This is a genomic window from Acidovorax sp. SUPP950, from assembly GCF_030158935.1.
Lineage (GTDB): Bacteria > Pseudomonadota > Gammaproteobacteria > Burkholderiales > Burkholderiaceae_C > Paracidovorax.
Genome location: NZ_BQXE01000001.1, coordinates 1,023,278 through 1,048,270 on the forward strand (window position 1 = coordinate 1,023,278; position 24,993 = coordinate 1,048,270).

Below are 24,993 nucleotides of genomic sequence, written 5' to 3' on the forward strand. Positions count from 1 at the left end.
CCTTTCTCCAGCGCCGCCATGCAGCACTTCAGCCTTCGCCAATCCATTCGCCACGGGCTGGTGATCGCCGCGTTCTGCGCCGCCATCGCCGGCATCCAGCTCGCCTACGGCCGGGGACCGTGGGACGTGCAGCTCGTGTACTCCCTGGCCATCGGCCTGCCGAGCTGGCTGCTGATCGACATCGGCCGCCTGTGGCTCTCACGCCATAGCCCCATCCCGTGGCCCCTGGGCTGGCGCGGCTGGGCGCTGGTCGCGGTGGGCGGCTCCATCGGCTTTCAGTTCGGCTCGGCCCTGGGCGATGCCTACCGCGAGAGCATGCACCCCGGCCTGACCCTGGCGTCGGCAGGCGGCCCCAGTTCGGCCATGGTGACGACGGTGCTGGCGTGCCTGGCGCTGTCGTTCTTCTTCTACGCCCAGGGCAAATCGCGCTTTCTGGAAGGCAAGATCGCCGAGGTCGAACGCGACGCCGCCGAGGCGCGCCTCAAACTGCTGGAGGCGCAGCTGGAGCCGCACATGATGTTCAACACCCTGTCCAACCTGCGCGTGCTGATCGCCGCCGACCCGCCCCGCGCCCAGGCCATGCTGGACCACCTGATCGACTACCTGCGCGCCACGCTCGGCGCCTCGCGGGCCACGCTGCACCCGCTGGCCGACGAATTCGCCCGGCTGCGCGACTACCTGGAACTGATGTCGGTGCGCATGGGCCCGCGCCTGGCCTACACGCTCGACCTGCCCGAAGCGCTCGCCCGCGTGCCCGTGCCGCCGCTGCTGCTGCAGCCGCTGGTGGAAAACGCCATCCGCCACGGCCTGGAGCCGAAGGTGGAAGGCGGCAGCATCCACATCGCCGCCCGGCCATTGCCCGACGGCCTGCTGGAACTGCTGGTGCAGGATTCGGGCGCCGGGCTGGCCGCGGGCGGCACCGCACCGCCCGGGCCACCCGGCCCGGCGCGCCAGAGCTTCGGGCTGCAGCAGGTGCGCGAGCGGCTGCACACGCTGTACGGCGAGCAAGGCACTATTAATTTGATAGCACAACGCCCTAGTGGAACATGCGCCAGGGCCGTATTTCCCTTTAATCCCCCGCTGCCATGAACCTGCCGCCCTACCGCGCGCCCCGCGCCCTGATCGCCGAAGACGAACCGCTGCTGGCCGCCGCCCTGCGCCAGGAGCTGGCCCGGGCCTGGCCGGACCTTCAGATCGCCGCCACCGTGGGCGACGGGCTCGCGGCCGTGCAGCAGGCGCTGGACCTGCGGCCCGACGTGCTGCTGTTCGACATCCGCATGCCGGGCCAGAGCGGCCTGGAGGCGGCCGCCGAGCTGGCCGACGCCTGGCCGGCCGACACGCCCTTTCCCGCGCTGGTGTTCGTGACCGCCTACGACCAGTACGCCGTGCAGGCCTTCGAGGCCCAGGCCGTGGACTACCTGCTCAAGCCCGTGCAGCCCGAGCGGCTGCGCAAGGCCGTCCAGAAGCTGCAGGCCACCCTCGCACGGCAGGCCGCGCCCGCCGCGCTGGACTTCGAGGCCACGCTGGCCCGCCTGCGCGCACTGGTGGCGCTGCCCGGGGCCGCTGCGCCGGGCATGGCCGGTGCGGCGGCGCACCCCGCCCCGCTCACCGTCATCCAGGCCAGCAGCGGCGCGCAGATCCACCTGGTGCCGGTGGCGGACGTCGTGGTGTTCGAGGCGGCCGACAAGTACGTGCGCGTGCTGACCGCCACGCAGGAGTACCTGATCCGCACGCCCCTCAAGGAACTGGCTGCCCAGCTCGACGCGAACACCTTCTGGCAGGTGCACCGCGGCACCCTGGTGCGCGCCAGCGCCATCGCCTCAGCCGTGCGCGACGAATCAGGACGGCTGCACCTGCGCATGCGCGAGCGGCCTGAAACCCTGGCGGTGAGCCGGCTCTACGCCCACCGGTTCAAGGCGATGTAGCGCGCGAAAGCCGAGGCGATGCTGCCCAGCAGCAAGCGCCGCCGGCCCGCCGAATCCAAAGGTCAGCGGTTGGCCGCGAGCAGCAGCCCGCCGGCGCCCATGAAGAATCCGCCCGTCGCCTTGTTCAGCCGCACCACGCCGCGCTGCGAGCGGATCACCCGGCGGATCTGCCGCCCGCCCGTGGCGTACACGGCGGTGGAGACGAACTCGGCCATCAGGTACACCGAGCCCAGCACCAGGAACTGGTGCGCCGCGGGCTGGGCGGGGTCGATGAACTGGGGAAACACCGCGGCGAACAGGATGATCGCCTTGGGATTGGTGATGCCCAGCAGGAACTCCTGCAGGATCAGCGAGCGCATCGGCACCGCGGCCGCCGAGGGCGTGGCCTCGCTGCCCTCCACCAGTTCCAGCCCGCCGAACTCCCGGCTGCGCCACGCCTTCCAGCCCAGCCAGAACAGGTAGCACGCCCCCACCCATTTCACGACCGTGAAGGCCGCCTCGGAGGCCAGCAGCATCGCGCCCAGACCCACGGCGGACACCGTCAAGAAGATGGCGAACGCCGCCGCACGCCCGATGGTGGCCACCAGCGCCGTGCCCACACCGGCCCGGATGCCGTTGTTCAGGCCGCAGAAATTGTTGGGGCCGGGCGTGAGCGCGATCGCCACGGCCACGGGTGCGAAAAGAAGGGCGTCCATACCAGGCTCCTGAATGGCAACGGAAGGGAAAGAAACAAAAAGGCAACAGCGCAGAAGGATCGCAGTGTAGGCGGGGAAGGCCCCGGCTGCGAGCCCGCGCGGCGGCGGGTGGCGCACGGCGTTGCCGGGACCCTCAGGGCAAATCGATGACCGCGTTCCACGGCACGCCCGCGAGCGCATCGTAGTGCGCCACCAGCACGATGCCCGGCCCGGCCTGCGCCGCCCTCTGCGCCAGCACCTGCTGCAGGTACTGCACCGAGGGACGGTCCAGGCCGGCCACCGGCTCGTCCACCAGCACCAGCGGCGCCCCGCACGCGAAAGCGGCCGACAGCAGCGCCTTGCGCCGCGTGCCGGTGGACAGCTGGTCCATGGCCTTGGGCAGGTGGCTTTCCAGCCCGAACCCCGCCACGTGCGCTTGTAGCGCCGAAGCGTCCCATGCCGGATGGCGGCCGGCCAGCGCACCGAACCATGCCGCCGGGCTGGTGCCATCGAGCGCCGTCGCGCGCGGGTCGGCCCAGAACACCGCGCCCGACTCCTTCGCGGCCCGGTCGCTGCACGGCTGCCCGTTCCGCCAGACGGTGCCGCCCTGGGGTTGCAGTTCCCCGGCCAGCAGGCGCAGCAGCGTGGTCTTGCCCGAGCCCTCGTCGCCCCGCACCAGCGTCGCGCCCGGCGCGGCATGGGCGGTGAAGCCGTCGAATACGGCCGGGCTCTGCGCGTGGGCAAAGCGCAGGCCGTCGCACAGCAAGGTGGCAGAGGGTGTCGTCGAGTCGGGCATGGCGGGGTTCACAGGAGCGAAGGGTGGTCGAGGGAGCCGCCCACATGCGTGGGCGCTGCACATTCTGTGGCAAAGCGCGGCCAAACCTGCCCGAAAATGCCCCCTGCCGGGCCGCCCCCGGCGCCTTCCTTCCACAAACCTGAAACCCATGACCCTGCGCTACCTGGAATTCGACTACAGCGAGGACGACGAAGGCACCGGCACCTGGGATGCCATGGCCAGCGTGACCGAAGAGCACCTGCCGGCCCTGCACGCGGAGATCGCACAGGTGCTGGGCTGGGCCCACTCCACTTTCCCGAACCAGAACGGCGCCATCGAGGACGGCGCCGCCTGGGACTACGACCTGCAGGCCGTGCGGGAGGTCTCCGCCGTGCAGTCCCTGGTTTTCGACGAGGCCACCCGGCGCCTCGTTTCCACCGCCGGCAAGCCCGCAGCACCGCGGCATACGGTGACGCTCTCGATCAGCGGTAACGCGGCGTTCTGCGAGGAGTTCCGACCGCGCTTCGGAGGCGAGTGAGCACCCGATGAAGCCGTGAGCGCGGGCCAGCGATCCCCGACCGTCATCCCCATTGCGCATGCCGCTATCATCCCGCGGCCTGCGAAGACGGGCAGAAAAAAAGGGAGGTGAATCGTGAGCGTGGCATTCAAAGACCCGTGCGATTCGCCATGTCACGGCATCACGAATCGAATTTCAATGGCATGGACACAATGGCTGCGGAGCGAGCCCGCAGAACCCGTGGTCAACGGGCGAATGCAATATGGACCAGGAAAGGGAATGATCAAACAGGTCTTCGAAGGCCTCGATGCTTCGCAAAAGAGGGTCCGAAAAATCGCGACCATCGACCCGATCAGGAAGAAGATCATCCTGATCCAGCCCGGGGATAAGGTGCTCTATCAATCCGGACTCAGGGAAAAGGGTGTTGCGGGTTATGTGTATGTATTTGCCCATGCCACAGCAAAAAGCATTCAGGGAATGATCCATGGCATGGAAGTGGCCGACACGATCCGGCGCAGCGGCCTCTGGCACGGAGAGCCGGTTTTGATCGACGCATGCAATGCGGGAGCCACGTCCGATGGCATCGCAAGTGAATTGGCCCAAGTGTTGCGAACGCATGTCACGGCGCCCACGACAACCACCTGGAATTACCCGCTGGGCGGTTCTGCGGTGGGGCAAGGGGCCTTCGAGAAGCTCCCGGGCGTATTGGCGATGCTCCCCATGCCCGACCTGTTGCGTCCAGGCGTATGGCGAACCTGGGGGCCCGATGGACAACCCATTGCAACGGCCCCGACCTCTCCGCGCGATACCGGCGATCTGCTGAAAGGGGCCTTGATGCAGAAAATGGGGAAGCGCCGATGATTCGCCGTTGGAAAAAATGGGGGGCAGGCACCCGAATCGCTCTGGTCCTTTCCTTGCTGGTCGGCGCCTGGACCGCGTGGTGGTGGATCGATAGCGCCGTCACCTGCGACCAGCAGGATGAATACTCGTATCACGGCTTTTGCCTGATGGAGTTGCAACGCCGCGCCGAAAGCGGCGACAACCCGGCGCAGTGGGCTTACGGCAATTACCTGGCAGGCATTCCGCCCTTCGACCAAGCCTACGAGTGGCATCTGAAAGCCATGCACGGCGCGCGCATCGGCCTGGAGTTGCGTCGCAGCATGGACGCCTACTGCGACAAGGTTCCCGGCTTCGAGGCACACACGGTGGAGTCCGTCATGCAGCGCGTGGTCCGCACCAGTCCCGATGCCCATTTGCGGCTGTTCCAGTTGTATCTTTCCCCGCCCCCCTGCAGCGCGTTCAGCCTGGATCAAGCCAGCGCACAGATCCCCTTGCTCACCCAATGCGCCCACCTCACCCTGGCCGAGTACTTCCGGGCCGTGGAGCGAGAGCGCTACACCCTTTCGGCAGCAACGCGGGCGGCCATCCGGGGCAACCTGGATCGCTGCGAAAACGAACTCGCCCACCCCCCACCAGAAGCCCCCACGGTGCGTGAGTTCATGCCATTGCAGCCGAAGGACATCGAGGCGCTTCGGCGCAGCCTGGACAAGACCGCTCCGTGACCCGGGCCCAGTCGAAATCCGGTCACCCCGTGACGGCCAGCACCACGGCCGACTCGTCCACCGCCATCGCCACACGAGCACGGGCCCGCAGGCCGCTCGACGGGGGCGCGAACCCCACCATGTGCACCCCGGCGTCCAGCGTGGCCGAAACCTCGTCGCCCGCCGGCCCGCGCGACACGCGCGATGCCCTGGCCGGCCAGGCGTTGTCGGCAGCCGATGCCGGCAAACCGGCCTGAACGCGCACGGCCGCGGCCTTGCACAGCGCGAGCACGGGCAGGCCCGGACGCAGTGCCAGCAGCTCGGCGCTCTCGCGCGTGATGCGCGCGCGCAGCGCCAGGCCGGGCGCCGCCTCGCCCTGCAGGTGCACGCGCACCAAGGGCCCCATCGGCTCCAGCGCCCGCACGGTGCAGGGCCACTGGTTGCGCAGGCTGGTGCGCAACGCCAGCCGGGCCAGTGCCGGCCCGCCGCCCGGGCCGTGCGCCAGCCGACCGAGCACTTCGCGGCGGGCCTCCTCCAGCGCATCGGCCGCGTTCAGCAATTCGAGCCCCGCCGGTGTCAGCTGCGCGCCGCCACCGCCGGTGCCGCCCACGGCGCGCGCCACCAGAGGCACGCCCGCCAGGTTGGTGAGCGCGTCCACCGCCTGCCAGGCCGCCTTGTAGCTCACGCCCACGGCCCACGCGGCCTGCGAGATCGATCCGCCCACGCCGATCTGGCGCAGGATGTCGATGCGCCGGTCCGCCATGCCCTGGCCCAGCGCATCGGAGAGGGAAAGCCGCTTTGTCATGGGCGCATCATGCCGCGCTGTCCAGGGCTGCCCGGGAAACCCGTCGCTATACTCGACCGCTATTCATCCAAGGAATAGCGCCATGCTATTTGCCTCCGCCCCCTCCCGACTGCTGGCCGCTGCCGGCATGGCCCTGGCGGGCCTGGCTTCGGCCCATGCCGGAGAGGTGCCCGTCGCCGTCGCGGCCAATTTCACGGCGCCAATGCAGAAGATCGCCGCGGCGTTCGAGCAGGCCACCGGCCACAAGGCCGTGCTGTCGTTCGGGGCCACCGGCAAGTTCTATGCGCAGATCAAGAACGGCGCACCGTTCCAGGTGCTGCTGTCCGCCGACGACACCACGCCCGCGCGGCTGGAGCAGGAGGGCCAGGCCGTGCAGGGATCACGCTTCACCTATGCCGTGGGACGGCTGGTGCTGTGGAGCCCGCGTGAGGGCTACGTGGACGACCAGGGCCAGGTGCTCAAGGCGGGCGATTTCACCTATCTGGCCGTCGCCAACCCCAAGCTCGCGCCCTATGGCCTGGCGGCCGTGCAGACGCTGGAAAAGCTCGGCTTAGGCGAGCGCCTGCAGCCGCGCTTCGTGACGGGCGAGAACATCGCGCAGACCTACCAGTTCGTGGCCACGGGCAATGCGCAGCTGGGTTTCGTGGCGCTGTCGCAGGTCATGGAAGGCGGCAAGATCGCCAAGGGCTCGGCCTGGCAGGTGCCGGAGGCGCTGCACGACCCCATCCGGCAGGATGCCGTCCTGCTCGCCACGGGCAAGGACCAGCCCGCCGCCATTGCCCTGATGAAATTCCTGCGCAGCGACGCGGCGCGCGAGGTGATCCGGGCCTACGGCTACGGGCTCTGAGCCCCTGCCCGCACCCGCCAAAGCCGCCGGACCGACCCGCTGCCGATGCCTTTTTCTGCGCAGGACCTGGCCGCCATCGGCCTCACGCTGCGGCTGGCCGCGCTCACCACGCTCACGCTGCTGGTGCTGTGCACGCCGCTGGCCTGGTGGCTGGCGCACACGCCGTCGCGCTGGCGCGGCCCGGTCTCGGCGGTGGTGGCGCTGCCGCTGGTGCTGCCCCCCACGGTGATCGGTTTCTACCTGCTGCTCACCCTGGGGCCCAACGGCCCGGTGGGCCGCGCGATGCAGTCGATGGGCCTGGCCACCCTGCCCTTCACCTTCGCCGGTCTGCTGGTGGGATCGGTCGTGTACTCGCTGCCGTTCGCGGTGCAGCCGCTGCAGCGCGCATTCGAGGCGGTGGGTGCGCGGCCGATGGAGGCCGCCGCCACGCTGGGCGCGGGCCCGTGGGACCGCTTCTTCACCGTGGGGATGCCGCTTGCGCGGTCGGGCTTTCTCACGGCGGGGGTGCTGAGCTTTGCGCACACGGTGGGAGAGTTCGGCGTGGTGCTCATGCTCGGCGGCAACATTCCCGGCGTGACGCGCGTGGTGTCGGTGCAGATCTACGACCACGTGGAGGCCATGGAATACCTGCGGGCCCACTGGCTGGCGGGGAGCATGGTGGTGTTCTCGTTCGGGGTGCTGCTGTTGCTGCACTGGCTGCAGCCCGCACGGCCCGGCAGGGGCGCGGCATGACGGCCGGTGCGGGACGGTTGCCCTGCACGGGCGAAGGCACCATCGAGGCCCGCCTGCGGCTGCAGCGCCCGGGCGGCTTCGCGCTGGACCTGGACCTGTCCCTTCCCGGCCGGGGCGTCACGGCGCTCTACGGTCCCTCGGGCTGTGGCAAGACGACCTGCCTGCGGGCCCTGGCGGGCCTGGAGCGGGCCCAGGGCCGCGTGGCGGTTCATGGGCAGGTGTGGCAGGACGACGCGCAGCGCCTGTGGCTCCCGACGCACCAGCGGGCGCTGGGCTATGTGTTCCAGGAATCGAGCCTTTTCGCGCACCTGGACGTGCGCCGCAACCTCGAATACGGCCTGCGGCGCACACCCCCGGCGCGCAGGAAGGTGTCGCTGGAGCAGGCCGTCGAACTGCTCGGGCTGCAACCCCTGCTGGCCCGCCAGCCAAGCACCCTGTCGGGGGGCGAGCGCCAGCGGGTGGCGATGGCCCGGGCCCTGGCCGCCAGCCCCCGCGTGCTCCTGATGGACGAGCCCCTGGCCGCCCTGGACGCGCAGCGCAAGGCCGAAGTGCTGCCCTACCTGGAGCGCCTGCAGCGCGAACTGGACATTCCCGTGCTGTACGTGAGCCATGCGCAGGACGAAGTGGCCCGGCTGGCGCAGCACCTGGTGCTGCTTGGCGGCGGTCGGGTGCTGGCGAGCGGCCCCGCGCCGGCCCTCCTGGCGCGGCTGGACCTGACGCTCGCCCAGGGCGACACGGCGGCGACCGTGGCCGAGGGCAGGGTCGACGGTTACGACGCGGCAGACCAACTCATGGACGTTCGCCTGCCCGGGGGCGGCGCGCTGCTGGTGGCCACCGCCCATCCCCACCCGCCGGGCACGGCCGTGCGCTTTCGGGTGCAGGCGCGCGATGTGACGGTGGCGCTGGCCGCGCCGCTGCACAGCAGCGTGCTGAACGTGCTGCCGGCGCGTGTGGTGGCGCTGCGCGAGGACGGCCCGGGGCTGGCCATGGTGGCGCTCGATGCCCAGGGCACGCCCCTGCTCGCCCGCGTCACCCAGCGCTCGGCACGCACCCTGGGGCTGGCCCCGGGCCTGCCGGTTTTCGCGCAGATCAAGGGCGTGGCGCTGCTCGTTTGACCCCTGCCGTGCAGGGGCGGCACGGCCGCTGCACGCCGGGGAAAGGCACTATCGGGCCATGCGTTCCCAATGCCCCCCGAATAGGCGCTGTCCTACAAACCCAAGCGCCACTCCCGCGCAGCGACGACCCCGCGGGACGTGCCCCAATGGGTTTTGTGAACCGGTTGCGCTGGCGCGCCCTGCGCCGCGGAGCGCCCACTCCCCCAAGGATCCAAGCCCGTGCCTTTGCCCCACACCGCCCTGCTGACCGCCCACGACGCCTATCTCCTTCGCGAAGGAACGCATTCACGCCTCTACCAGGCCATGGGCTGCCACCTGCGCAGCGAGGGCGGCGGTGCGGACTTTTCCGTCTGGGCACCCAACGCCGCATCGGTCTCGGTCATCGGCGACTGGAATGGCTGGAACCCTGATGCGGATGTGCTCCACGCCCGGTCCGATGGCAGCGGCATCTGGGAGGGAGCCTCCCCCCACGCCGCGCACGGCCAAGCCTACAAATACCGCATCGTGTCGCACAACGGGGGCCGCGTGCTCGAAAAGGCCGACCCCTTCGCCGTGTGTGCCGAATTGCCGCCCAACACCGCATCGCGTATCTGGTCGCTCGACTACGAATGGGGCGACAGCGACTGGATGGCATCGCGCGGGCCGCGCAACGCGCTGGATGCGCCGATGTCCATCTACGAGATGCACCCCGGCTCCTGGCGCCGCCGAAACGGCCAGTTCATGAACTACCGCGAACTGGCCCATGAACTGGCGGACTACGTGACGTCCCTGGGCTTCACGCACGTGGAGCTGATGCCCATCACCGAACACCCGTTCTATGGCTCCTGGGGCTACCAGACCACCGGCTACTTCGCGCCCACCTCGCGCTACGGCACCCCGCAGGACTTCATGTACTTCGTGGACCACCTGCACCAGCGCGGCATCGGCGTGCTGCTGGACTGGGTGCCCTCCCACTTTCCGGTGGACGCCCACGGGCTGGCGGAGTTCGATGGCACCCACCTGTACGAGCATTCAGACCCGCGCCAGGGTTTCCACCCCGAATGGAGCTCGGCCATCTTCAATTACGGCCGGCACGAGGTGCGCAGCTTTCTCATCTCCTCCGGCCTGTTCTGGCTCGACAAGTACCACCTGGACGGGCTGCGCGTGGATGCGGTCGCGTCCATGCTCTACCTGGACTACGCCCGCAAGGACGGCGAGTGGATACCCAACCGCCACGGCGGCCGCGAGAACCTGGAGGCCATCGAGTTCATGCGGCTGCTGAACCGCGCGGTCTACCGCGACCACCCGGACACGGTCAGCATCGCGGAGGAATCCACCGCCTGGCCGATGGTCTCGCGCCCCGTGGAGATGAACGGCCTGGGCTTCGGCATGAAGTGGAACATGGGCTGGATGCACGACACGCTGGCCTACCTGAAGGAAGACCCGGTCAACCGTCGATACCACCACCACAAGCTCACGTTCTCGCTGGTGTATGCCTTCAACGAGAACTTCGTGCTGCCGCTCTCGCACGACGAAGTGGTGTACGGCAAGGGCTCGCTGATCAACAAGATGCCCGGCGACGAGTGGCAGCAGTTCGCCAACCTGCGCACGCTGTTCGGCCTGATGTGGTCGCACCCGGGCAAGAAGCTGCTCTTCATGGGCGGCGAGTTCGGCCAGCGCCGCGAGTGGACACATGAAGGCGAACTCGAATGGTGGGTGTGCGACAGCCCGTTGCACGGTGGCGTGCAGCGCCTGATCCGCGAACTCAACCGCGTCTATCGCAGCGAGCCCGCTCTGCATGAAGTGGACTTTTCGGCGGAGGGTTTTCAATGGGTGGAGGCCGACGACGCCGGGCAGAGCGTGATCGCCTTCCTGCGCAAGCCCAGCCATCGGGCGGCGCGGGAAAATGGCGCCGGCCCGGTGCTGGTGGTCTGCAACCTCACGCCCGTGCCGCGCACCAACTACCTGGTGGGCGTGCCGTCCTCCGGCTACTGGCAGGAGTTGCTCAACAGCGACGCGCGCGAGTTCGGCGGCGCCGGCTGGGGCAACCTGGGCGGCGTGGAGGCTGCGCCTGTGCGGTCGCACCAGTGGGAACAATCGCTGTGCCTCACGCTGCCGCCGCTCTCCACCCTCATCTTTCGACAGGAGCCTGCGCGCCATGCCAAAGCCTGACACCCTGCCCTCTTCTTTCCGCCCTGCGGCCAATGCCTCTGCGGCGTCGCCAGCGAGCCCGTCCACTCTGGTGACCCCGGTCGGCGGCGCAGACGGCCGCGTGCGCGCCGTGGTCGAAGCCGTGCTCCCCTGCGTGGACGGCGGTCGCTTTGCCGCCAAGCGCGTGGCCGGCGAACCGACCCGCATCACCGCGCACTGTTTCACCGACGGGCACGACGTCTTGCGCGTGGCGCTGCAGTGGTGGCGCGACCGGGATGGCAACGCCAACACGGCCCCCGCAGAAGCCACCGAAGTGGCCATGGAGGCCAGCGGCAACGACGAATGGGTGGCCGACTTCACCCCGCCCGAGCCGGGCCTGTACCGCTACACCGTGTCCGCCTGGGTGGACCCGTTCGAATCCTGGCGCCGGGAACTCGAACGCCGTGTGGATCCGCAGGACATCCGCGTCGCCGCGCGCGTGGGCGCGGCGGAAGCCCTGGCGGCCGCCCAGCGTGCCAGCGCCGCCCGCGACCGCAGCGACCTGACCGATTGGGCCCAGGCCCTGGAACGCGGCGCCCAGGCCGAGGGTGACGCAGACATGCTCAAGGCCCTGGCGCTGGACGAAGCCGCCGCCGCAGCGATGCGCCGCCACCCTGACCGCCGCTTCGAGGTGCGCTACCCCGACGCCCTGCCGCTGCGGGCCGACCGCGAGCGGGCCCGTTACAGCACCTGGTACGAGCTGTTCCCCCGCTCCACCTCCCCCACCGCGGGCGTGCACGGCACGTTCCGCGACGTCGAGGCGCGCCTGGCCGATATCGCGGCCATGGGCTTCGACGTGCTTTATTTCCCACCCATCCATCCCATCGGGCGGGAGCAGCGCAAGGGCAAGAACAATGCCCTGGCCGCGGGGCCCGACGACGTGGGCAGCCCCTGGGCCATCGGCGCGAGGGAAGGCGGGCACAAGGCCATCCTGCCCGAACTGGGCACCGTGCAGGACTTTCGCCGGCTGGTCGTGGCCGCCAAGGAGCAGGGCCTGGAAGTGGCGCTGGACATTGCCTTCCAATGCGCGCCGGACCACCCCTATGTGAAGGAACACCCCGACTGGTTCCGCTGGCGCCCCGACGGCACGGTGCAGTACGCCGAGAACCCGCCCAAGAAGTACCAGGACATCTATCCCTTCAACTTCGAATGCGACGACTGGCGCGGCCTGTGGGGCGAACTCAAAAGCGTGTTTGAGCACTGGATCGGCGAGGGCGTGCGCATCTTCCGGGTGGACAACCCGCACACCAAGGCCTTTCCGTTCTGGGAATGGGTGATCGCCGAGATCCAGCGCGACCACCCGGACACGATCTTCCTGGCCGAAGCCTTCACGCGGCCCAAGGTGATGCACGGGCTGGCCAAGCGGGGCTTCACCCAGTCATACACCTACTTCACGTGGCGCAACACCAAGCACGAGCTGACGGAGTACTTCACCGAGCTGTCCACCGGACCGGGTAGCGAGTATTTCCGGCCCAATGCCTGGCCCAACACGCCGGACATCCTGCACGAGCACCTGCAGGGCGGCGAGCCGGCCGTCTTCATGGCACGGCTGGTGCTGGCCGCCACGCTGGCCGCCAGCTACGGCATCTACGGCCCGGCCTATGAACTGCTGGAGCACCTGCCGCGCGGGCCGGGCAGCGAGGAATACCTCGACTCCGAAAAGTACCAGCTGCGCCACTGGGACCTGGAGCGCCCCGGCAACCTGCGCGCCTTCATCACCCGCGTGAACCAGATCCGGCGCGAGAACCCGGCCCTGCATGCGGACCACAGGCTGCGCTTCCTGCATGTGGACAACGACCAGCTGCTGGCTTACATGAAGCACTCCGCTGACGGACGGAACATCGTGGTCACCGTGGTCAACCTGGACCCGCACCACCCGCAGTCGGGCTGGCTGCGGCTGTCGGCGGCGGACATCGCGGCCACCGCCCCCTCCACGTCCGACATGCCGGCCTCGCAGCCCGCACCCCCTCCCGCCGACTGGCAGATGCACGACCTGCTGAGCCAGCAGCGATTCGTCTGGCAGGGCGATGCGCACTACGTGCTGCTGGACCCGCACCGCTCGCCCGCCCACGTGTTCGTCGTGCGCCGGCGCGTCGGCCGCCACGACGACTTCGACCATTTTGAATAAAAAGAAGAGCCGCCCATGAATGCACCTTTGGTCCACCCACTGCCCGAGCCGGAGCCGGCCGTCACCCCCGAGAACACGGAGATCGACACCAGCGACGATCCCCAGTGGTACCGGGACGCGGTCATCTACCAGCTCAACGTCAAGGCCTTCTTCGACACCAACGGCGACGGGGTGGGCGATTTCAAGGGCGTGACCGCCAAGCTCGACTACGTGAAGGACCTCGGGGTCAACACGATCTGGCTGATGCCGTTCTACCCATCGCCGCTGCGCGACGACGGCTACGACATCTCCGAGTACGAAGACGTCCACCCGCAGTACGGCACGCTGGACGACTTCCGCGAGATGCTGGACGCGGCCCACCAGCGCGGCCTGCGCGTGATCACCGAGCTGGTCATCAACCACACCTCCGCCGAGCACCCCTGGTTCCAGCGCGCGCGCACCGCGCCGCCCGGCTCGCCCGAGCGCGACTTCTACGTGTGGAGCGACACCGACCAGATCTATCAGGGCACGCGCATCATCTTCACCGACACCGAGACGTCGAACTGGGCCTGGGACCCCGTGGCCAAGGCCTATTACTGGCACCGGTTCTTCAGCCACCAGCCGGACCTGAACTTCGACAACCCGCTGGTGATGGAGGCCGTGCTCAAGACCATGCGCTTCTGGCTCGACATGGGCGTGGACGGCTTCCGGCTGGACGCGATCCCCTACCTGATCGAGCGCGACGGCACCAGCAACGAGAACCTGCCCGAGACGCACGCGGTGATCAAGCGGCTGCGCGCCGCGATCGACGCCGAATACAAGAACCGCTTCCTGCTGGCCGAGGCCAACATGTGGCCAGAGGACGTGCGCGAGTATTTCGGCGATGGCGACGAATGCCACATGGCCTACCACTTCCCGCTGATGCCGCGCATGTACATGGCCATCGCCCAGGAAGACCGCCACCCCATCGTCGAGATCCTGCAGCAGACGCCCGACATTCCCGACGGCTGCCAGTGGGCGATCTTCCTGCGCAACCACGACGAGTTGACGCTGGAGATGGTGACCAGCAAGGAACGCGACTACATGTACACCATGTACGCCGCCGACATGCGCGCACGCATCAACCTCGGCATCCGCCGCCGCCTGGCGCCGCTGATGGAAAACGACATCGACCGCGTGAAACTCATGAACGGCATGCTGCTGTCCATGCCCGGCTCGCCCATCATCTACTACGGCGACGAGATCGGCATGGGCGACAACGTGTTCGTGGGCGACCGCAACGGCGTGCGCACGCCGATGCAGTGGAACCCCGACCGCAACGCCGGCTTCTCGCGCGCCGACCCGCAGCGGCTGTACCTGCAGCCCATCATGGATGCCGTGTACGGCTACGAAGCGCTGAACGTCGAGGCCCAGGCCAGCGACCAGAGTTCGCTGCTCAACTGGACCCGCCGCATGCTGGCCGTGCGCAAGACCAGCCGGGCTTTCGGGCGTGGCCGGCGCATCTTCCTGAAGCCGGGCAACCGCAAGATCCTCGCCTACATCAGCGAACACGGCGACGACGTGATCCTGACCGTGTTCAACCTGTCTCGCGCCGCCCAGCCGGTGGAGCTGGACCTGTCGGCCTACAAGGGGCGCGCCCCGCTGGAAATGCTGGGCCGCGTCACCTTCCCGCCCATCGGCGACCTGCCCTACCTGCTCACGCTGCACTCCTACGGGTTCTACTGGTTCCGCCTGTCCACCGAGGCGCAGGTGCCGTCCTGGCACCAGGACGGGCTCGACCTGCAGGAGCGCCCGGTGCTGGTGCTGTTCGACGGCTGGACCAGCTTCTTCCGCGAAAACGTGATGCCCTGGCGCATCGGCATGGCCGAACGCATGCGCGTGCAATTCGAATCCGACACGCTGCCGCGCTACATCGAGCTGCAGCGCTGGTACGCCGGCAAGGGCACGGCCATCGAGCGCGCACGCATCCAGGACCACACCGTGTGGAAGACCGAGGGCGGCTATGAATGGATGCTGCCGATCCTGAATGTCGAGGCTCCGTCCACGCCGCCTGCCTCGTACTTCGTTCCTCTGGCCCTGGCATGGGAAGAAGGCGATGAAGAGCGCATGCGCCGGCTCTCGCCCGGCGGCGTGGCGCGCGTGCGCCAGCAGGCCAACGTGGGCGTGATGGGCGACGCCTTCCACGACGAGGCCTTCTGCCGCGCGGTGGTGCGGGCCATCGGTGCCAACGAACAACTGGGAACCGACCGCGGCGGCACGCTGCGTTTTCGCAGCACCGTGGCCTTCGCCGGGATGGCGCAGGGGCTGGACGACCTCACCGTGGGGCGCCCGGGCGCGCAGAGCAGCAACACCGTGGTCACCCTGGGCGAAAAGCTGTTCCTCAAGGGCTACCGGCACGTGCGCAACGGGGTCAATCCCGAGCTGGAGGTGGGCCGCTTCCTGACCGAGGCCGCGCGCTTCGAGCATTGCGTGCCGGTGGGCGGCGCGGTCGAGTACGTCGCGGGCGACGGCACGACCATGACGCTGGCACTGGTGCAGTCCTACGTGTCCAACCAGGGCGACGGCTGGGAATACACCCTGGGCTACCTGGAGCGGTTTCTGGAAGACACGCGCATCGCCTCGGGCGCCACGGCGGACGTGCATGGAGGCTTCCTCGCGCTGGTGCGAACCCTCGGCCGCCGCACCGCCGGCCTGCACCGGGCGCTCGCGCTGCGCACCGGCAACCCGGCGTTCGATCCGGAGCCGGTCACCGCGCAAGACGTGCAGGCCTTCCATGAGCGGGCCCTGGCCGAGGCGGCCGACACGCTGGCGCTGCTGGAGCAGCGCATGGCCGACCTGCCCCCCGCCGCGCGCACCGATGCCCAGGCCCTGCTGGCCCGGCGCGCCACCCTCATGGACCGCATCGGCCAGGGTACCGGCGTGACCCCTTCGGGCCACAAGACGCGCTACCACGGCGACTACCACCTGGGCCAGGTGCTGGTGACCGACAACGACTTCGTCATCATCGACTTCGAGGGCGAACCCGGCCGCACCTTCGAGCAGCGCCGCGCCAAGAGCTCGCCCCTGCGCGACGTGGCCGGCATGCTGCGCTCGTTCAACTACGCCCGCTGGGCCGCGCTCAAGCGGATGACCCAGTCCACCGAGGAGATGCTGCGCCTGGACGAAGCGGCCCAGCAATGGGAACGCGAGACGCGCGCCGCGTTTCTCGAGGCCTACGCCGCGGAAGCCAGCGCCCCGGCCACCCACCCCGGGGCCCACCTGGAGGTGGCCCCCGTGCCGGACGGCGCCATCGTGGCGCTGTTCGAGATCGAGAAGGCGCTGTACGAGCTGCGCTACGAACTCGGCAACCGCGTCGATTGGGCGCAGGTGCCGCTGCAGGGGCTGCTGGCGCTCATCGGCGCCGCGGCCTCGCCCTCGCCCGCCCCTGCGGCACCGTAGGCGCCGGTCACCCGGCCCGCCAACGACCGTCCACGTTCACCCGATCAATTGAGGGCACCCTCCATGGAAAATTTCAGCATTCATCTGGAACCGGCCCGCGCCATGCTGCTGCAGGTCAGCGCATTCCTGCCGCGGCTTCTCATCGCCCTGCTCGTCGTCGCAGCCGGCTGGCTGGTGGCCAAGGCGGCGCGCTTCGCCGTGACCCGCGGGCTGCGCGCGATCAACTTCCAGGTGCTCACGCAGCGCGCCGGGCTCGACGGCTTTCTGAAGCAAGGCGGCGTGCAGGGCGACACCACCAGCATCTTCGGCATCCTGGTCTATTGGCTGGTCATCCTCGCCTCGCTGCTCATCGCCTTCAACGGCCTGGGCCTGAGCTATGTGACCGCGCTGCTCAGCCGCGTGGTGTGGTTCGTGCCCAACCTGTTCATCGCGCTCATCATCCTCGCGCTGGGGGCCTACTTCGGCCGCTTCGTCGGCGAGATGGTGGCCGCGCAGGGCCGGCGCAGCGGCCTGAAGGAAACCGTGCTGCTGGGCAAGCTGGCGCAGTACGCGATCGTGGCCTTCGTCGTGCTGATCGCGCTCGACCACCTGCGCATCGGCGGCGACATCGTGCGCCAGAGCTTCCTCATCGTGCTGGGCGGCGCGGTGTTCGCCCTGGCGCTGGCCTTCGGCTTAGGGGGCAAGGACCGCGCGGCCGAGTGCATCGAGCACTGGTGGCCGCGCAAGCGCGGCCCGGGCGACGGCCCCGCGGGCGACGACCAGCGCATTCCATGACACCCGCCCGGCCGCGTCAACGGCGCTGCCCACCAAGCTGCTGAGACGGCCCCTTCCACGCCCTCTGGGCGCCTCCACCCCGCGCTGTGTCGCGGGGTTTTTTCGCCCCGCCGTTGCATGGCGCGGCGCACAGGGCCAAGCCGCACGGGAAAACCCCACCCCCCAGCGTCAGGCTTTTTTCAGCAGCCCGGGAGTACGATCGGCGCCACTGCCGGCCCTGCGTCCACGCGCAGCGGCCGGGCCGCCGTATTTCAATAATTCCCCAAGTTCTCCAGGAGACAAACCGTGTCAGGACTCCTCAAATTGGCCATGGGCATGGACTGGATTTCCACCAAGCTCAGCAAGGTGGCCGGATGGGCCGTGCTCGCCGCCGCTCTGATTTCCGCCACCAACGCGATCATCCGCTACGGCCTGGACATGAGTTCCAACGCCTGGCTCGAGATCCAGTGGTACCTCTTCGCCACCACCGTGATGCTGGGCGCGCCGCTGGTGCTCAAGCTCAACGAGCACGTGCGCGTGGACATCATCTACGGCCGGCTGCGCGGCAAGAAGCCCGTGCTGGTGGACCTGTTCGGCCTGATCGTCTTTCTGCTGCCTGTGATGGGCCTGCTCACCTGGCTGACGGCGCCGTTCTTCTGGCACATGCTGGTATCGGGCGAGATGTCCGGCAACATCGGCGGCCTGATCCGCTGGCCCGCCGCGTTGCTGATGCCCCTGGGCTTCGGCGCGATGTTCCTGCAAGGCGTGGCAGAGATCATCAAGCGCGTGGCCTACCTGCGCGGCGACATCCAGATGAACACGCACTACGAGAAGCCGGTGCAGTAAGCACCCGCCCGCCCCTGCCCCACCGACTTCTCTCAGGACGACACCAGAATGCACATGGAAAACTTTGCCCCGATCATGTTCGCGGGGCTGATCGTGATCATGCTGATCGGGTTCCCGGTCGCGTTTTCGCTCGCGGCCCTGGGCCTGTTCAGCGGATTCTTCGCCATCGAGATGAGCTGGTTCCCGGCCAACTTCATGGCGAACCTGCCGATCAACATGTTCGGCATCCTGTCCAACGACCTGCTGCTGGCCATTCCGTTCTTCACGCTCATGGGCGCGGTGCTCGAGAAATGCGGCCTGGCCGAGGACATGCTCGACTCCATGGGCCAGCTGTTCGGCCCGGTGCGCGGCGGGCTGGGCTACTCGGTCATCATCGTGGGCTTCATCCTCGGGGCCATCACCGGCACCGTCGCCGGCCAGGTGATCGCCATGGCCATGATCTCGCTGCCGGTGATGATGCGCTACGGCTACAACATGCGCTACTCCACCGGCGTGCTGGCGGCCTCGGGCACCATCACGCAGCTGGTGCCGCCCTCGCTGGTGCTGATCGTCATGGCCGACCAGCTCGGCCGCTCGGTGGGCGACATGTACAAGGGCGCCTGGGGCCCCGCCATCCTGCAGGTGCTGATCTTCGCCATCTACACCTTCCTGCTCGGGCGCTTCCGCCCCGAGTACGTGCCCGGCCTGCCCAAGACGGCGCGCACGCTGCACGGCTGGGCCCTGTGGGGCAAGTGCCTGCGCGGCATCATTCCCTCGGCCATCCTGATCTTCGCGGTGCTGGGCTCCATGGGTGGCCTGCCCTTCATGGACCACGCCATCGCCACGCCGACCGAGGCCGGCGCCATGGGCGCGGTGGGCTCGCTGATCCTGGCGGCCATCCACAAGCGGCTCACGTGGCAGCTCATCAAGGAAGCGATGGACGGCACCATGCGGCTCACGGCCATGGTGGTGTTCATCCTGATCGGCTCGCGCGTGTTCTCGCTGGTGTTCCAGGGCGTGGATGGCGCCATCTGGATCGAACACCTGCTGAGCGACCTGCCAGGCGGCCAGATCGGCTTCCTGATCGTGGTGAACATCTTCATCTTCTTCCTGGCGTTCTTCCTCGACTTCTTCGAGATCGCCTTCATCATCCTGCCGCTGCTGGGCCCCGTGGCGCACAAGCTGGGCATCGACCTGGTGTGGTTCGGCGTGCTGCTGTGCGTGAACATGCAGACGAGCTTCATGCACCCGCCCTTCGGCTTCGCACTGTTCTACCTGCGCGGCATCTCGGACACGCTGTTCAAGGAAAAACGCATCGACAGGCCGGTCAAGTCCAGCGACATCTACATGGGCTCCATCCCCTGGGTGATCATGCAGCTGATCCTGGTGGCGATCGTGATCTTCTTCCCGCAGACGGTGACCGTCTTCCTGGACAAGGAGCAGGTGGTCGACCTGGACAAGGTGCAGCTCGAGATGCCGGCCGACTCGTCCGCCGAGCCCACCATCAACATGGATGACCCGTTCGGCACCGGTGAAAAGCCCGCAGCGGGCAGCGCCGCCCCGGCCGCCGAACCCGGTGCCGAGCCCGCCATGCCGGTGCCCGAGCCAGCACCGGACGCCGCACCCGCCGAAGGCGCGGCCAGCACGCCGCAATGACGGGCAACTCCCCGAACGTGCCCCCTGCGGATGCAGCGGACGCACCGGGCGGTGCCGGGGGCACCTGGCTGGAAAGCGCCGCCTACCCGCCCGCGGTGCGCGGGCTGGCCGTGGCCATCGTCGTGGCGCTTGGCGCGTTCGCGGCCTGGTCCGTGCCCGCGCTGCGCGGCGCGCAGTGGTCCTTCACCAGCCTGGCCACCTTCTGCCTGGCCGGGGTGCTGATCGCCTGGGTGGGCTGGTGGATGGTGTTCAGCCGCACGCGCTTCACGGGCGACGCCCTGCTGCAATCGTGGCTGTGGGACAAGAAGGTGCACATCCGCGAAGTGGCCACTTTCAAAATCGTGCACTGGCCCTGGCTGAGCGGCATCGTCGCGCCCCGCATGCTCGTGCGCCGGCGCAACGGCAGCATCGCCTGGGTGCATTCGGCCGACCCGGCCTTGTTGGTGGCCTTCGGCGAGGCGGTGGTGCGGCAGGGCAGCAATCCACAAGCCCGTTCTGAAGACCAGCCCCCGACAGCTCGCTGAAGCGCCGGGCGAAATGCCACCAGCCGCTCCTGCGGTGCGCAGCCATGGCCGTGGTGCGGCAAGGCGCATGATCCACGCGCCCACGGGGGGCGCGACCGGTACCAGGATTCGAACCTTGGAGCCCCTGCTCCCGTTTCAACCCACACATCCCGCGAGGGACGCGACAGACACTCTGCGTTGGTGCTTGCGCACCAGCCAGGCACCCAAAAAAAAGCCGCCGTTCACACGGCGGCTCGGAGGATTGCGCAGTTACAGCTTCTGCTGCTGCATGAAGCGGTCGAACGTGCCTTCGGTGAAGCGGAACCAGGCGTTCTGGTCGGCCAGGAACTTGGAGTAGTCGGGGTAGATTTTCTTCCACTCGGGGTTGCTGTTGTTCAGGTCCGAGTAGATCTGCTGGGCCGACTTGAAGGCCGCGTTCATCACGTCCTGCGTGAAGGGGCGCAGCTTGGTGCCGGAGCCCACCAACTGCTTGATGGCCACGGGGTTGCGGGCGTCGTACTTGGCGAGCATGGTCACGTGGGCGTGCGAGGCGGCAGCTTCCACCACGGCCTTGTATTCGGCCGGCAGGCCTTCCCAGGCCTTGGTGTTGATGTAGAAGTCCAGCTGCGGGCCGCCTTCCCACCAGCCGGGGTAGTAGTAGAACGGCGCGACCTTGTTGAAGCCCAGCTTCTGGTCGTCATACGGTCCCACCCACTCCAGCGCGTCGATCGTGCCCTTTTCCAGCGCGGGGTACAGGTCGGCACCGGGGATGGACTGGGGGATCACGCCGAACGGCTCCAGCACCTTGCCCGCGAACGGGTTGGTGCGGAACTTGAGGCCCTTCAGGTCGGCGACCGACTTGATTTCCTTGCGGAACCAGCCGCCCATCTGCGCGCCCGTGTTGCCGCCCGGCAGGTTGATGATGTTGTACTTGGCGTAGAACTCGCGCATGAGCTTCAGGCCGTTGCCCTCGTACATCCATGCGTTCATCTGGCGTGCGTTCAGACCGAACGGCACGGCGCAGCCCAGGCAGAACGTCGGGTCCTTGCCGTAGAAATAGTAGGGGGCCGTGTGGGCCATTTCGACGGAGGCGCTCTGCACGCCGTCCACCACGCCGAAGGCGGGCATCAGCTCGCCGCCGGCATGCACCGAGATCTGGAACTTGCCGCCCGTGGCTTCGCTGACCTTCTTGGAGAACACCTCCGCCGTTCCGTAGATGGTGTCGAGCGACTTGGGGAAGCTCGAAGCGAGGCGCCAGCGGATGTTGGCCTGCGCATGCACTGCAGGGGCCGCGCCCGCGGCCAGCACGCCGACGATGCCGGCGTGCTTGATGATTGAACGACGATCCATGAGGATTGATCTCCGAGATATTGTTGGCAGAACCCGGCGCTGGTGGGCACCGTGCGCCCAGGGCAAGAAACTGTGTGGGCCGAGGACGATTGTAGGAACATGCCCCCAGCGGGTTTTGCGGGTTTTCCCGTGAAAGAACCCACCCGTTTCGCCCATTCAGGGTTCTGCAAGCATCGGGCGCGCGCCCTTCGCGGAGATCGACAGCGGGCGCCTCGGGGCCAGGGCATCAGTGCCCGTGCCGCGTTTGCGAAGGCCCACCCACCTCGGGCCGTCTCGGAGCGGGTCCGGCGGTCTCAGGCCGCAGCGGACGGTGCCAGGAACCGCGCGCGCACGGCCTGCTCGATGCCCGCCGCATCCAGCCCCTGCAGCGCCAGCAGCCTGGCGGGGTCGCCATGCTCGATGAACGCATCGGGCAAGCCCAGTTGCAGCACCGGCCGCACCACGCCCGCGGCGTTGAGGGCCTCGCACACGGCGCTGCCGGCGCCGCCCAGCGTGGTGCCCTCCTCCAGCGTCACCAGGGCCTCGTGGTTCGCGGCCACTTCCAGCAGCAGGGCCGTGTCGATGGGCTTGGCCCAGCGCATGTTGACCACCGTGGCATCCAGCGCCTCGCCCGCCTGCAGCGCGGGGTACAGCAGCGTGCCGAAGGCCAGGATGGCGATGCGTTGGCCCTGCGGCGCCGCGCCCGTGCGGCGCACCTCGCCCTTGCCGAACGGCAGCCCTTCCAGGCTGGCCAGGGGCACCACGCCCGCGCCGCTGCCGCGCGGGTAGCGCACGGCCACGGGGTGGTCCTGCTCGAAGGCGGTGGTCAGCAACTGGCGGCACTCGCGCTCGTCGGCGGGGCAGGCCATGCTCATGTTGGGAATGCAGCGCACGAACGGAATGTCGTAGGCGCCGGCATGCGTGGCGCCATCGGCGCCGACCAGGCCCGCGCGGTCGAGCGCGAACACCACGGGAAGGTTCTGCAGGGCCACGTCGTGGATCAACTGGTCGTAGGCGCGCTGCAGGAAGGTCGAGTAGATCGCCACCACGGGCTTGACGCCCTCGCAGGCCATGCCGGCGGCGAACGTCACCGCGTGCTGCTCGGCAATGCCCACGTCGTAGTAGCGGCCGGGAAAGCGCTTTTCGAACTCCACCAGCCCCGAGCCCTCCCGCATGGCGGGCGTGATGCCCACCAGCCGCTCGTCCTTGGCCGCCATGTCGCACAGCCATTGGCCGAAGACCTGGGTGAAGGTCTGCTTCGGGGGCGTGGCGGGCTGCGTCAGGCCCACGCGGGGGTCGAACTTGCCGGGGCCGTGGTAGGCCACCGGATCGGCCTCGGCCAGCTTGTAGCCCTGGCCCTTCTTGGTAACGACGTGCAGGAACTGCGGGCCCTTCAGGCCCTTGATGTTTTCCAGCGTGGGAATGAGCGAGTCGAGGTCGTGCCCGTCGATGGGGCCGATGTAGTTGAAGCCGAACTTCTCGAACAGCGTGGCCGGCACCACCATGCCCTTGGCCTGCTGCTCCAGCCGCTTGGCGAACTCCAGCAGCGGGGGCACGGGCTTGAGCACGGTCTTGCCCACGTTCTTGGCGGCGGCGTAGAAATGGCCGCTCATGAGCTGCGCCAGGTAGCGGTTCAGCGCACCCACGGGCGGGCTGATGCTCATGTCGTTGTCGTTGAGGATGACCAGCAGGTTGGCATCGGCCACGCCGGCGTTGTTCAGCGCCTCGAAAGCCATGCCCGCCGTCATGGCGCCGTCGCCGATGATGGCCACGGCGTGGCGGTTCTCTCCCCGCTGCTTGGCGGCCAGCGCCATGCCAAGCGCGGCCGAGATGCTGGTGCTGGAGTGCGCCGTGCCGAAGGTGTCGTATTCGCTCTCGGCCCGCTGCGGAAAGCCCGACAGCCCGCCGAACTGGCGCAGCGTGCCCATGCGGTCGCGCCGGCCGGTCAGGATCTTGTGGGGATAGGTCTGGTGGCCCACGTCCCACACGAGGCGGTCGCGCGGGGTGTCGAACACGGTGTGCAGCGCCACGGTCAGCTCCACCGTGCCCAGGTTGGAACTCAGGTGCCCGCCGGTCTTGGAGACGCTGTCGAGCACGAAGGCGCGCAGCTCGGTGGCCAGGTCCTTCAACTCGGCGCGCGACAGGCGGCGCAGGTCGGCCGGGTCGTTGATGGTCTGCAGCAGGGGAAAGGAATTCGTGGACATAGGCTATTGTTTGAGGAGCTGCTTGCGCCATGCAGGCAAGCGCTGCAGACCGTTCATTGTGCGGGCCGGTGCGCCGGGGCCACCGGGGAGGTCTGCGGGGATGGCGGCACAGGGCACGCAGCGCGCCGCCATCATCAGTGCGAGCGGTTCACCACCATGTCGGCCAGCGCCGCCAGCGCGCGCGTGTCGGGCAGGCCGCTCGCGGCCAGCGCGGCGTGCGCCTCGATCCGCAGTTCGCCAGCGTGCGCCTGGGCGCGTTCGAGCCCGAGCAGTGATACGTAGGTGGGCTTGTCGCTCGCGGCGTCCTTGCCGGCGGTCTTGCCCAGCGTGGCCGAATCGGCCGTCACGTCGAGGATGTCATCCACCACCTGGAAGGCCAGCCCCAGCGCGGCGCCGTACTGCGACAGCGCGGCCAGGGCGGCCGGCGCGGCCTGTCCGCAGGCCGCACCCATCACCACGCTGCCCTGCAGCAGCGCGCCGGTCTTGAGCCGGTGCATCTGGCGCAGTTCGGCCTCGCTCAAAGCGCGGCCCACGCTGGCCAGGTCGATGGCCTGGCCGCCGGCCATGCCGTCGGCGCCGGCGGCCTGGGCCAGCATGCGGCACAGCGTGGCCTGCATCGCGGGCGGCACCTGCGGCCCCTCCGGCGTGAGCAGGCCGAAGGCCAGCGCCTGCAGCGCATCGCCCGCCAGCAGCGCGCGCGCCTCGCCGAAGCGCACGTGCACCGTGGGCTTGCCGCGGCGCAGCACGTCGTTGTCCATGCACGGCATGTCGTCGTGCACCAGGGAATAGGCGTGGATCAGTTCCACCGAGCAAGCCGCGCGCAGGGCCGCTTCGTCCAGGCCGCCGACGGCCTCCGAGGCGGCCAGCACCAGCAGGGGCCGCAGGCGCTTGCCGCCGTCCAGCACCGCGTAGCGCATGGCCTCGCCCAGGCCCGCGGGCGCATCGCTGCACACCCAGCGCGACAGGGCGTCCTCCACGCGCGCCAGTTGCGCGTGGCTCCAGCCGCCGAGGTCGAACGGGGCATGAAGCGCAGTGAGCACGGTGGATGGGCCCAGGGGGGTCGGTACTGCCGCCATGG

Annotated in this window: 21 protein-coding genes; 15 read left to right on the forward strand and 6 right to left on the reverse strand. The window is 68.8% G+C overall.

Features of this window, described 5'->3' with window-relative positions; all coding sequences use genetic code 11:
* Positions 1-18: 18 nt before the first annotated feature.
* Complete coding sequence (locus AVME950_RS04830; RefSeq protein WP_284428946.1) at positions 19-1,089, forward strand: sensor histidine kinase; 1,071 nt, start codon at positions 19-21, stop codon at positions 1,087-1,089.
* The gene (locus AVME950_RS04835) at positions 1,086-1,925 is read left to right on the forward strand and encodes a LytR/AlgR family response regulator transcription factor (RefSeq protein WP_284428947.1); all 840 of its coding nucleotides are present in this window, start codon (positions 1,086-1,088) and stop codon (positions 1,923-1,925) included. The genes AVME950_RS04830 and AVME950_RS04835 overlap by 4 nt, the downstream gene beginning before the upstream one ends.
* Before the next feature lie 62 nt (positions 1,926-1,987).
* Here the strand turns inward: AVME950_RS04835 and AVME950_RS04840 are convergent, their stop codons facing one another.
* Both AVME950_RS04840 and AVME950_RS04845 read right to left on the reverse strand, forming a co-directional pair.
* Positions 1,988-2,620 carry a LysE family translocator gene (locus AVME950_RS04840; protein ID WP_284428948.1) on the reverse strand — a complete coding sequence of 211 codons (633 nt, stop codon included), beginning with the start codon at positions 2,618-2,620 and terminating at the stop codon, positions 1,988-1,990.
* Positions 2,621-2,753: 133 nt separating this feature from the next.
* A complete protein-coding gene (locus AVME950_RS04845) occupies positions 2,754-3,407 on the reverse strand; it encodes an ABC transporter ATP-binding protein (RefSeq protein WP_284428949.1) in 654 nt (217 codons plus the stop codon).
* A 136-nt stretch (positions 3,408-3,543) separates the two neighbouring features.
* Between AVME950_RS04845 and AVME950_RS04850 the strand changes: the two genes are divergently transcribed.
* From AVME950_RS04850 to AVME950_RS04860, 3 genes are all read left to right on the forward strand, one after another.
* A complete protein-coding gene (locus AVME950_RS04850) occupies positions 3,544-3,912 on the forward strand; it encodes a hypothetical protein (RefSeq protein ID WP_284428950.1) in 369 nt (122 codons plus the stop codon).
* 258 nt (positions 3,913-4,170) lie between these two features.
* Positions 4,171-4,752: a DUF8616 domain-containing protein gene (locus AVME950_RS04855; RefSeq protein ID WP_284394816.1), complete on the forward strand. Its 582-nt coding sequence runs from the start codon at positions 4,171-4,173 to the stop codon at positions 4,750-4,752.
* A 53-nt stretch (positions 4,753-4,805) separates the two neighbouring features.
* A complete protein-coding gene (locus AVME950_RS04860; RefSeq protein WP_284428951.1) occupies positions 4,806-5,453 on the forward strand; it encodes a hypothetical protein in 648 nt (215 codons plus the stop codon).
* 22 nt (positions 5,454-5,475) lie between these two features.
* On the opposite strand, the gene AVME950_RS04865 is transcribed toward AVME950_RS04860, so the two are convergent.
* Positions 5,476-6,237, reverse strand: coding sequence for a TOBE domain-containing protein (locus tag AVME950_RS04865; RefSeq protein ID WP_284428952.1), 762 nt, complete (start codon positions 6,235-6,237; stop codon positions 5,476-5,478).
* 82 nt (positions 6,238-6,319) lie between these two features.
* Between AVME950_RS04865 and modA the strand changes: the two genes are divergently transcribed.
* From modA to AVME950_RS04915, 10 genes are all read left to right on the forward strand, one after another.
* Positions 6,320-7,084: a molybdate ABC transporter substrate-binding protein gene (gene modA, locus AVME950_RS04870; protein ID WP_284428953.1), complete on the forward strand. Its 765-nt coding sequence runs from the start codon at positions 6,320-6,322 to the stop codon at positions 7,082-7,084.
* A gap of 45 nt (positions 7,085-7,129) precedes the next feature.
* Positions 7,130-7,816 carry a molybdate ABC transporter permease subunit gene (gene modB / locus AVME950_RS04875; RefSeq protein WP_284428954.1) on the forward strand — a complete coding sequence of 229 codons (687 nt, stop codon included), beginning with the start codon at positions 7,130-7,132 and terminating at the stop codon, positions 7,814-7,816.
* Complete coding sequence (gene modC / locus AVME950_RS04880) at positions 7,813-8,931, forward strand: molybdenum ABC transporter ATP-binding protein (protein WP_284428955.1); 1,119 nt, start codon at positions 7,813-7,815, stop codon at positions 8,929-8,931. Before modB ends, modC begins: the two co-directional genes overlap by 4 nt.
* 225 nt (positions 8,932-9,156) lie before the next feature.
* Entirely contained in the window at positions 9,157-11,082 is a 1,926-nt protein-coding gene (glgB, locus tag AVME950_RS04885) for a 1,4-alpha-glucan branching protein GlgB (protein ID WP_284429573.1), read from the forward strand.
* Complete coding sequence (locus tag AVME950_RS04890) at positions 11,069-13,228, forward strand: alpha-1,4-glucan--maltose-1-phosphate maltosyltransferase (RefSeq protein WP_284428956.1); 2,160 nt, start codon at positions 11,069-11,071, stop codon at positions 13,226-13,228. Before glgB ends, AVME950_RS04890 begins: the two co-directional genes overlap by 14 nt.
* Before the next feature lie 15 nt (positions 13,229-13,243).
* Complete coding sequence (gene treS / locus AVME950_RS04895; RefSeq protein ID WP_284428957.1) at positions 13,244-16,645, forward strand: maltose alpha-D-glucosyltransferase; 3,402 nt, start codon at positions 13,244-13,246, stop codon at positions 16,643-16,645.
* A 63-nt stretch (positions 16,646-16,708) separates the two neighbouring features.
* The gene (locus tag AVME950_RS04900) at positions 16,709-17,419 is read left to right on the forward strand and encodes a mechanosensitive ion channel family protein (protein WP_284405925.1); all 711 of its coding nucleotides are present in this window, start codon (positions 16,709-16,711) and stop codon (positions 17,417-17,419) included.
* Between the two features lie 285 nt (positions 17,420-17,704).
* Positions 17,705-18,244, forward strand: coding sequence for a TRAP transporter small permease subunit (locus AVME950_RS04905; protein WP_272564385.1), 540 nt, complete (start codon positions 17,705-17,707; stop codon positions 18,242-18,244).
* 48 nt (positions 18,245-18,292) lie between these two features.
* Positions 18,293-19,879, forward strand: coding sequence for a TRAP transporter large permease (locus AVME950_RS04910; RefSeq protein ID WP_284428958.1), 1,587 nt, complete (start codon positions 18,293-18,295; stop codon positions 19,877-19,879).
* Complete coding sequence (locus tag AVME950_RS04915; protein ID WP_284428959.1) at positions 19,876-20,403, forward strand: hypothetical protein; 528 nt, start codon at positions 19,876-19,878, stop codon at positions 20,401-20,403. The genes AVME950_RS04910 and AVME950_RS04915 overlap by 4 nt, the downstream gene beginning before the upstream one ends.
* 249 nt (positions 20,404-20,652) lie before the next feature.
* Here AVME950_RS04915 and AVME950_RS04920 read toward each other — a convergent pair whose 3' ends face one another.
* From AVME950_RS04920 to AVME950_RS04930, 3 genes are all read right to left on the reverse strand, one after another.
* Positions 20,653-21,732 (reverse strand): TRAP transporter substrate-binding protein, encoded by a 1,080-nt coding sequence (locus tag AVME950_RS04920; protein WP_272548513.1) that lies wholly within the window; start codon positions 21,730-21,732, stop codon positions 20,653-20,655.
* A gap of 293 nt (positions 21,733-22,025) precedes the next feature.
* Positions 22,026-23,915, reverse strand: coding sequence for a 1-deoxy-D-xylulose-5-phosphate synthase (gene dxs, locus AVME950_RS04925; RefSeq protein ID WP_284428960.1), 1,890 nt, complete (start codon positions 23,913-23,915; stop codon positions 22,026-22,028).
* A gap of 134 nt (positions 23,916-24,049) precedes the next feature.
* Positions 24,050-24,991: a polyprenyl synthetase family protein gene (locus tag AVME950_RS04930; protein WP_284429574.1), complete on the reverse strand. Its 942-nt coding sequence runs from the start codon at positions 24,989-24,991 to the stop codon at positions 24,050-24,052.
* Positions 24,992-24,993: the final 2 nt, after the last annotated feature.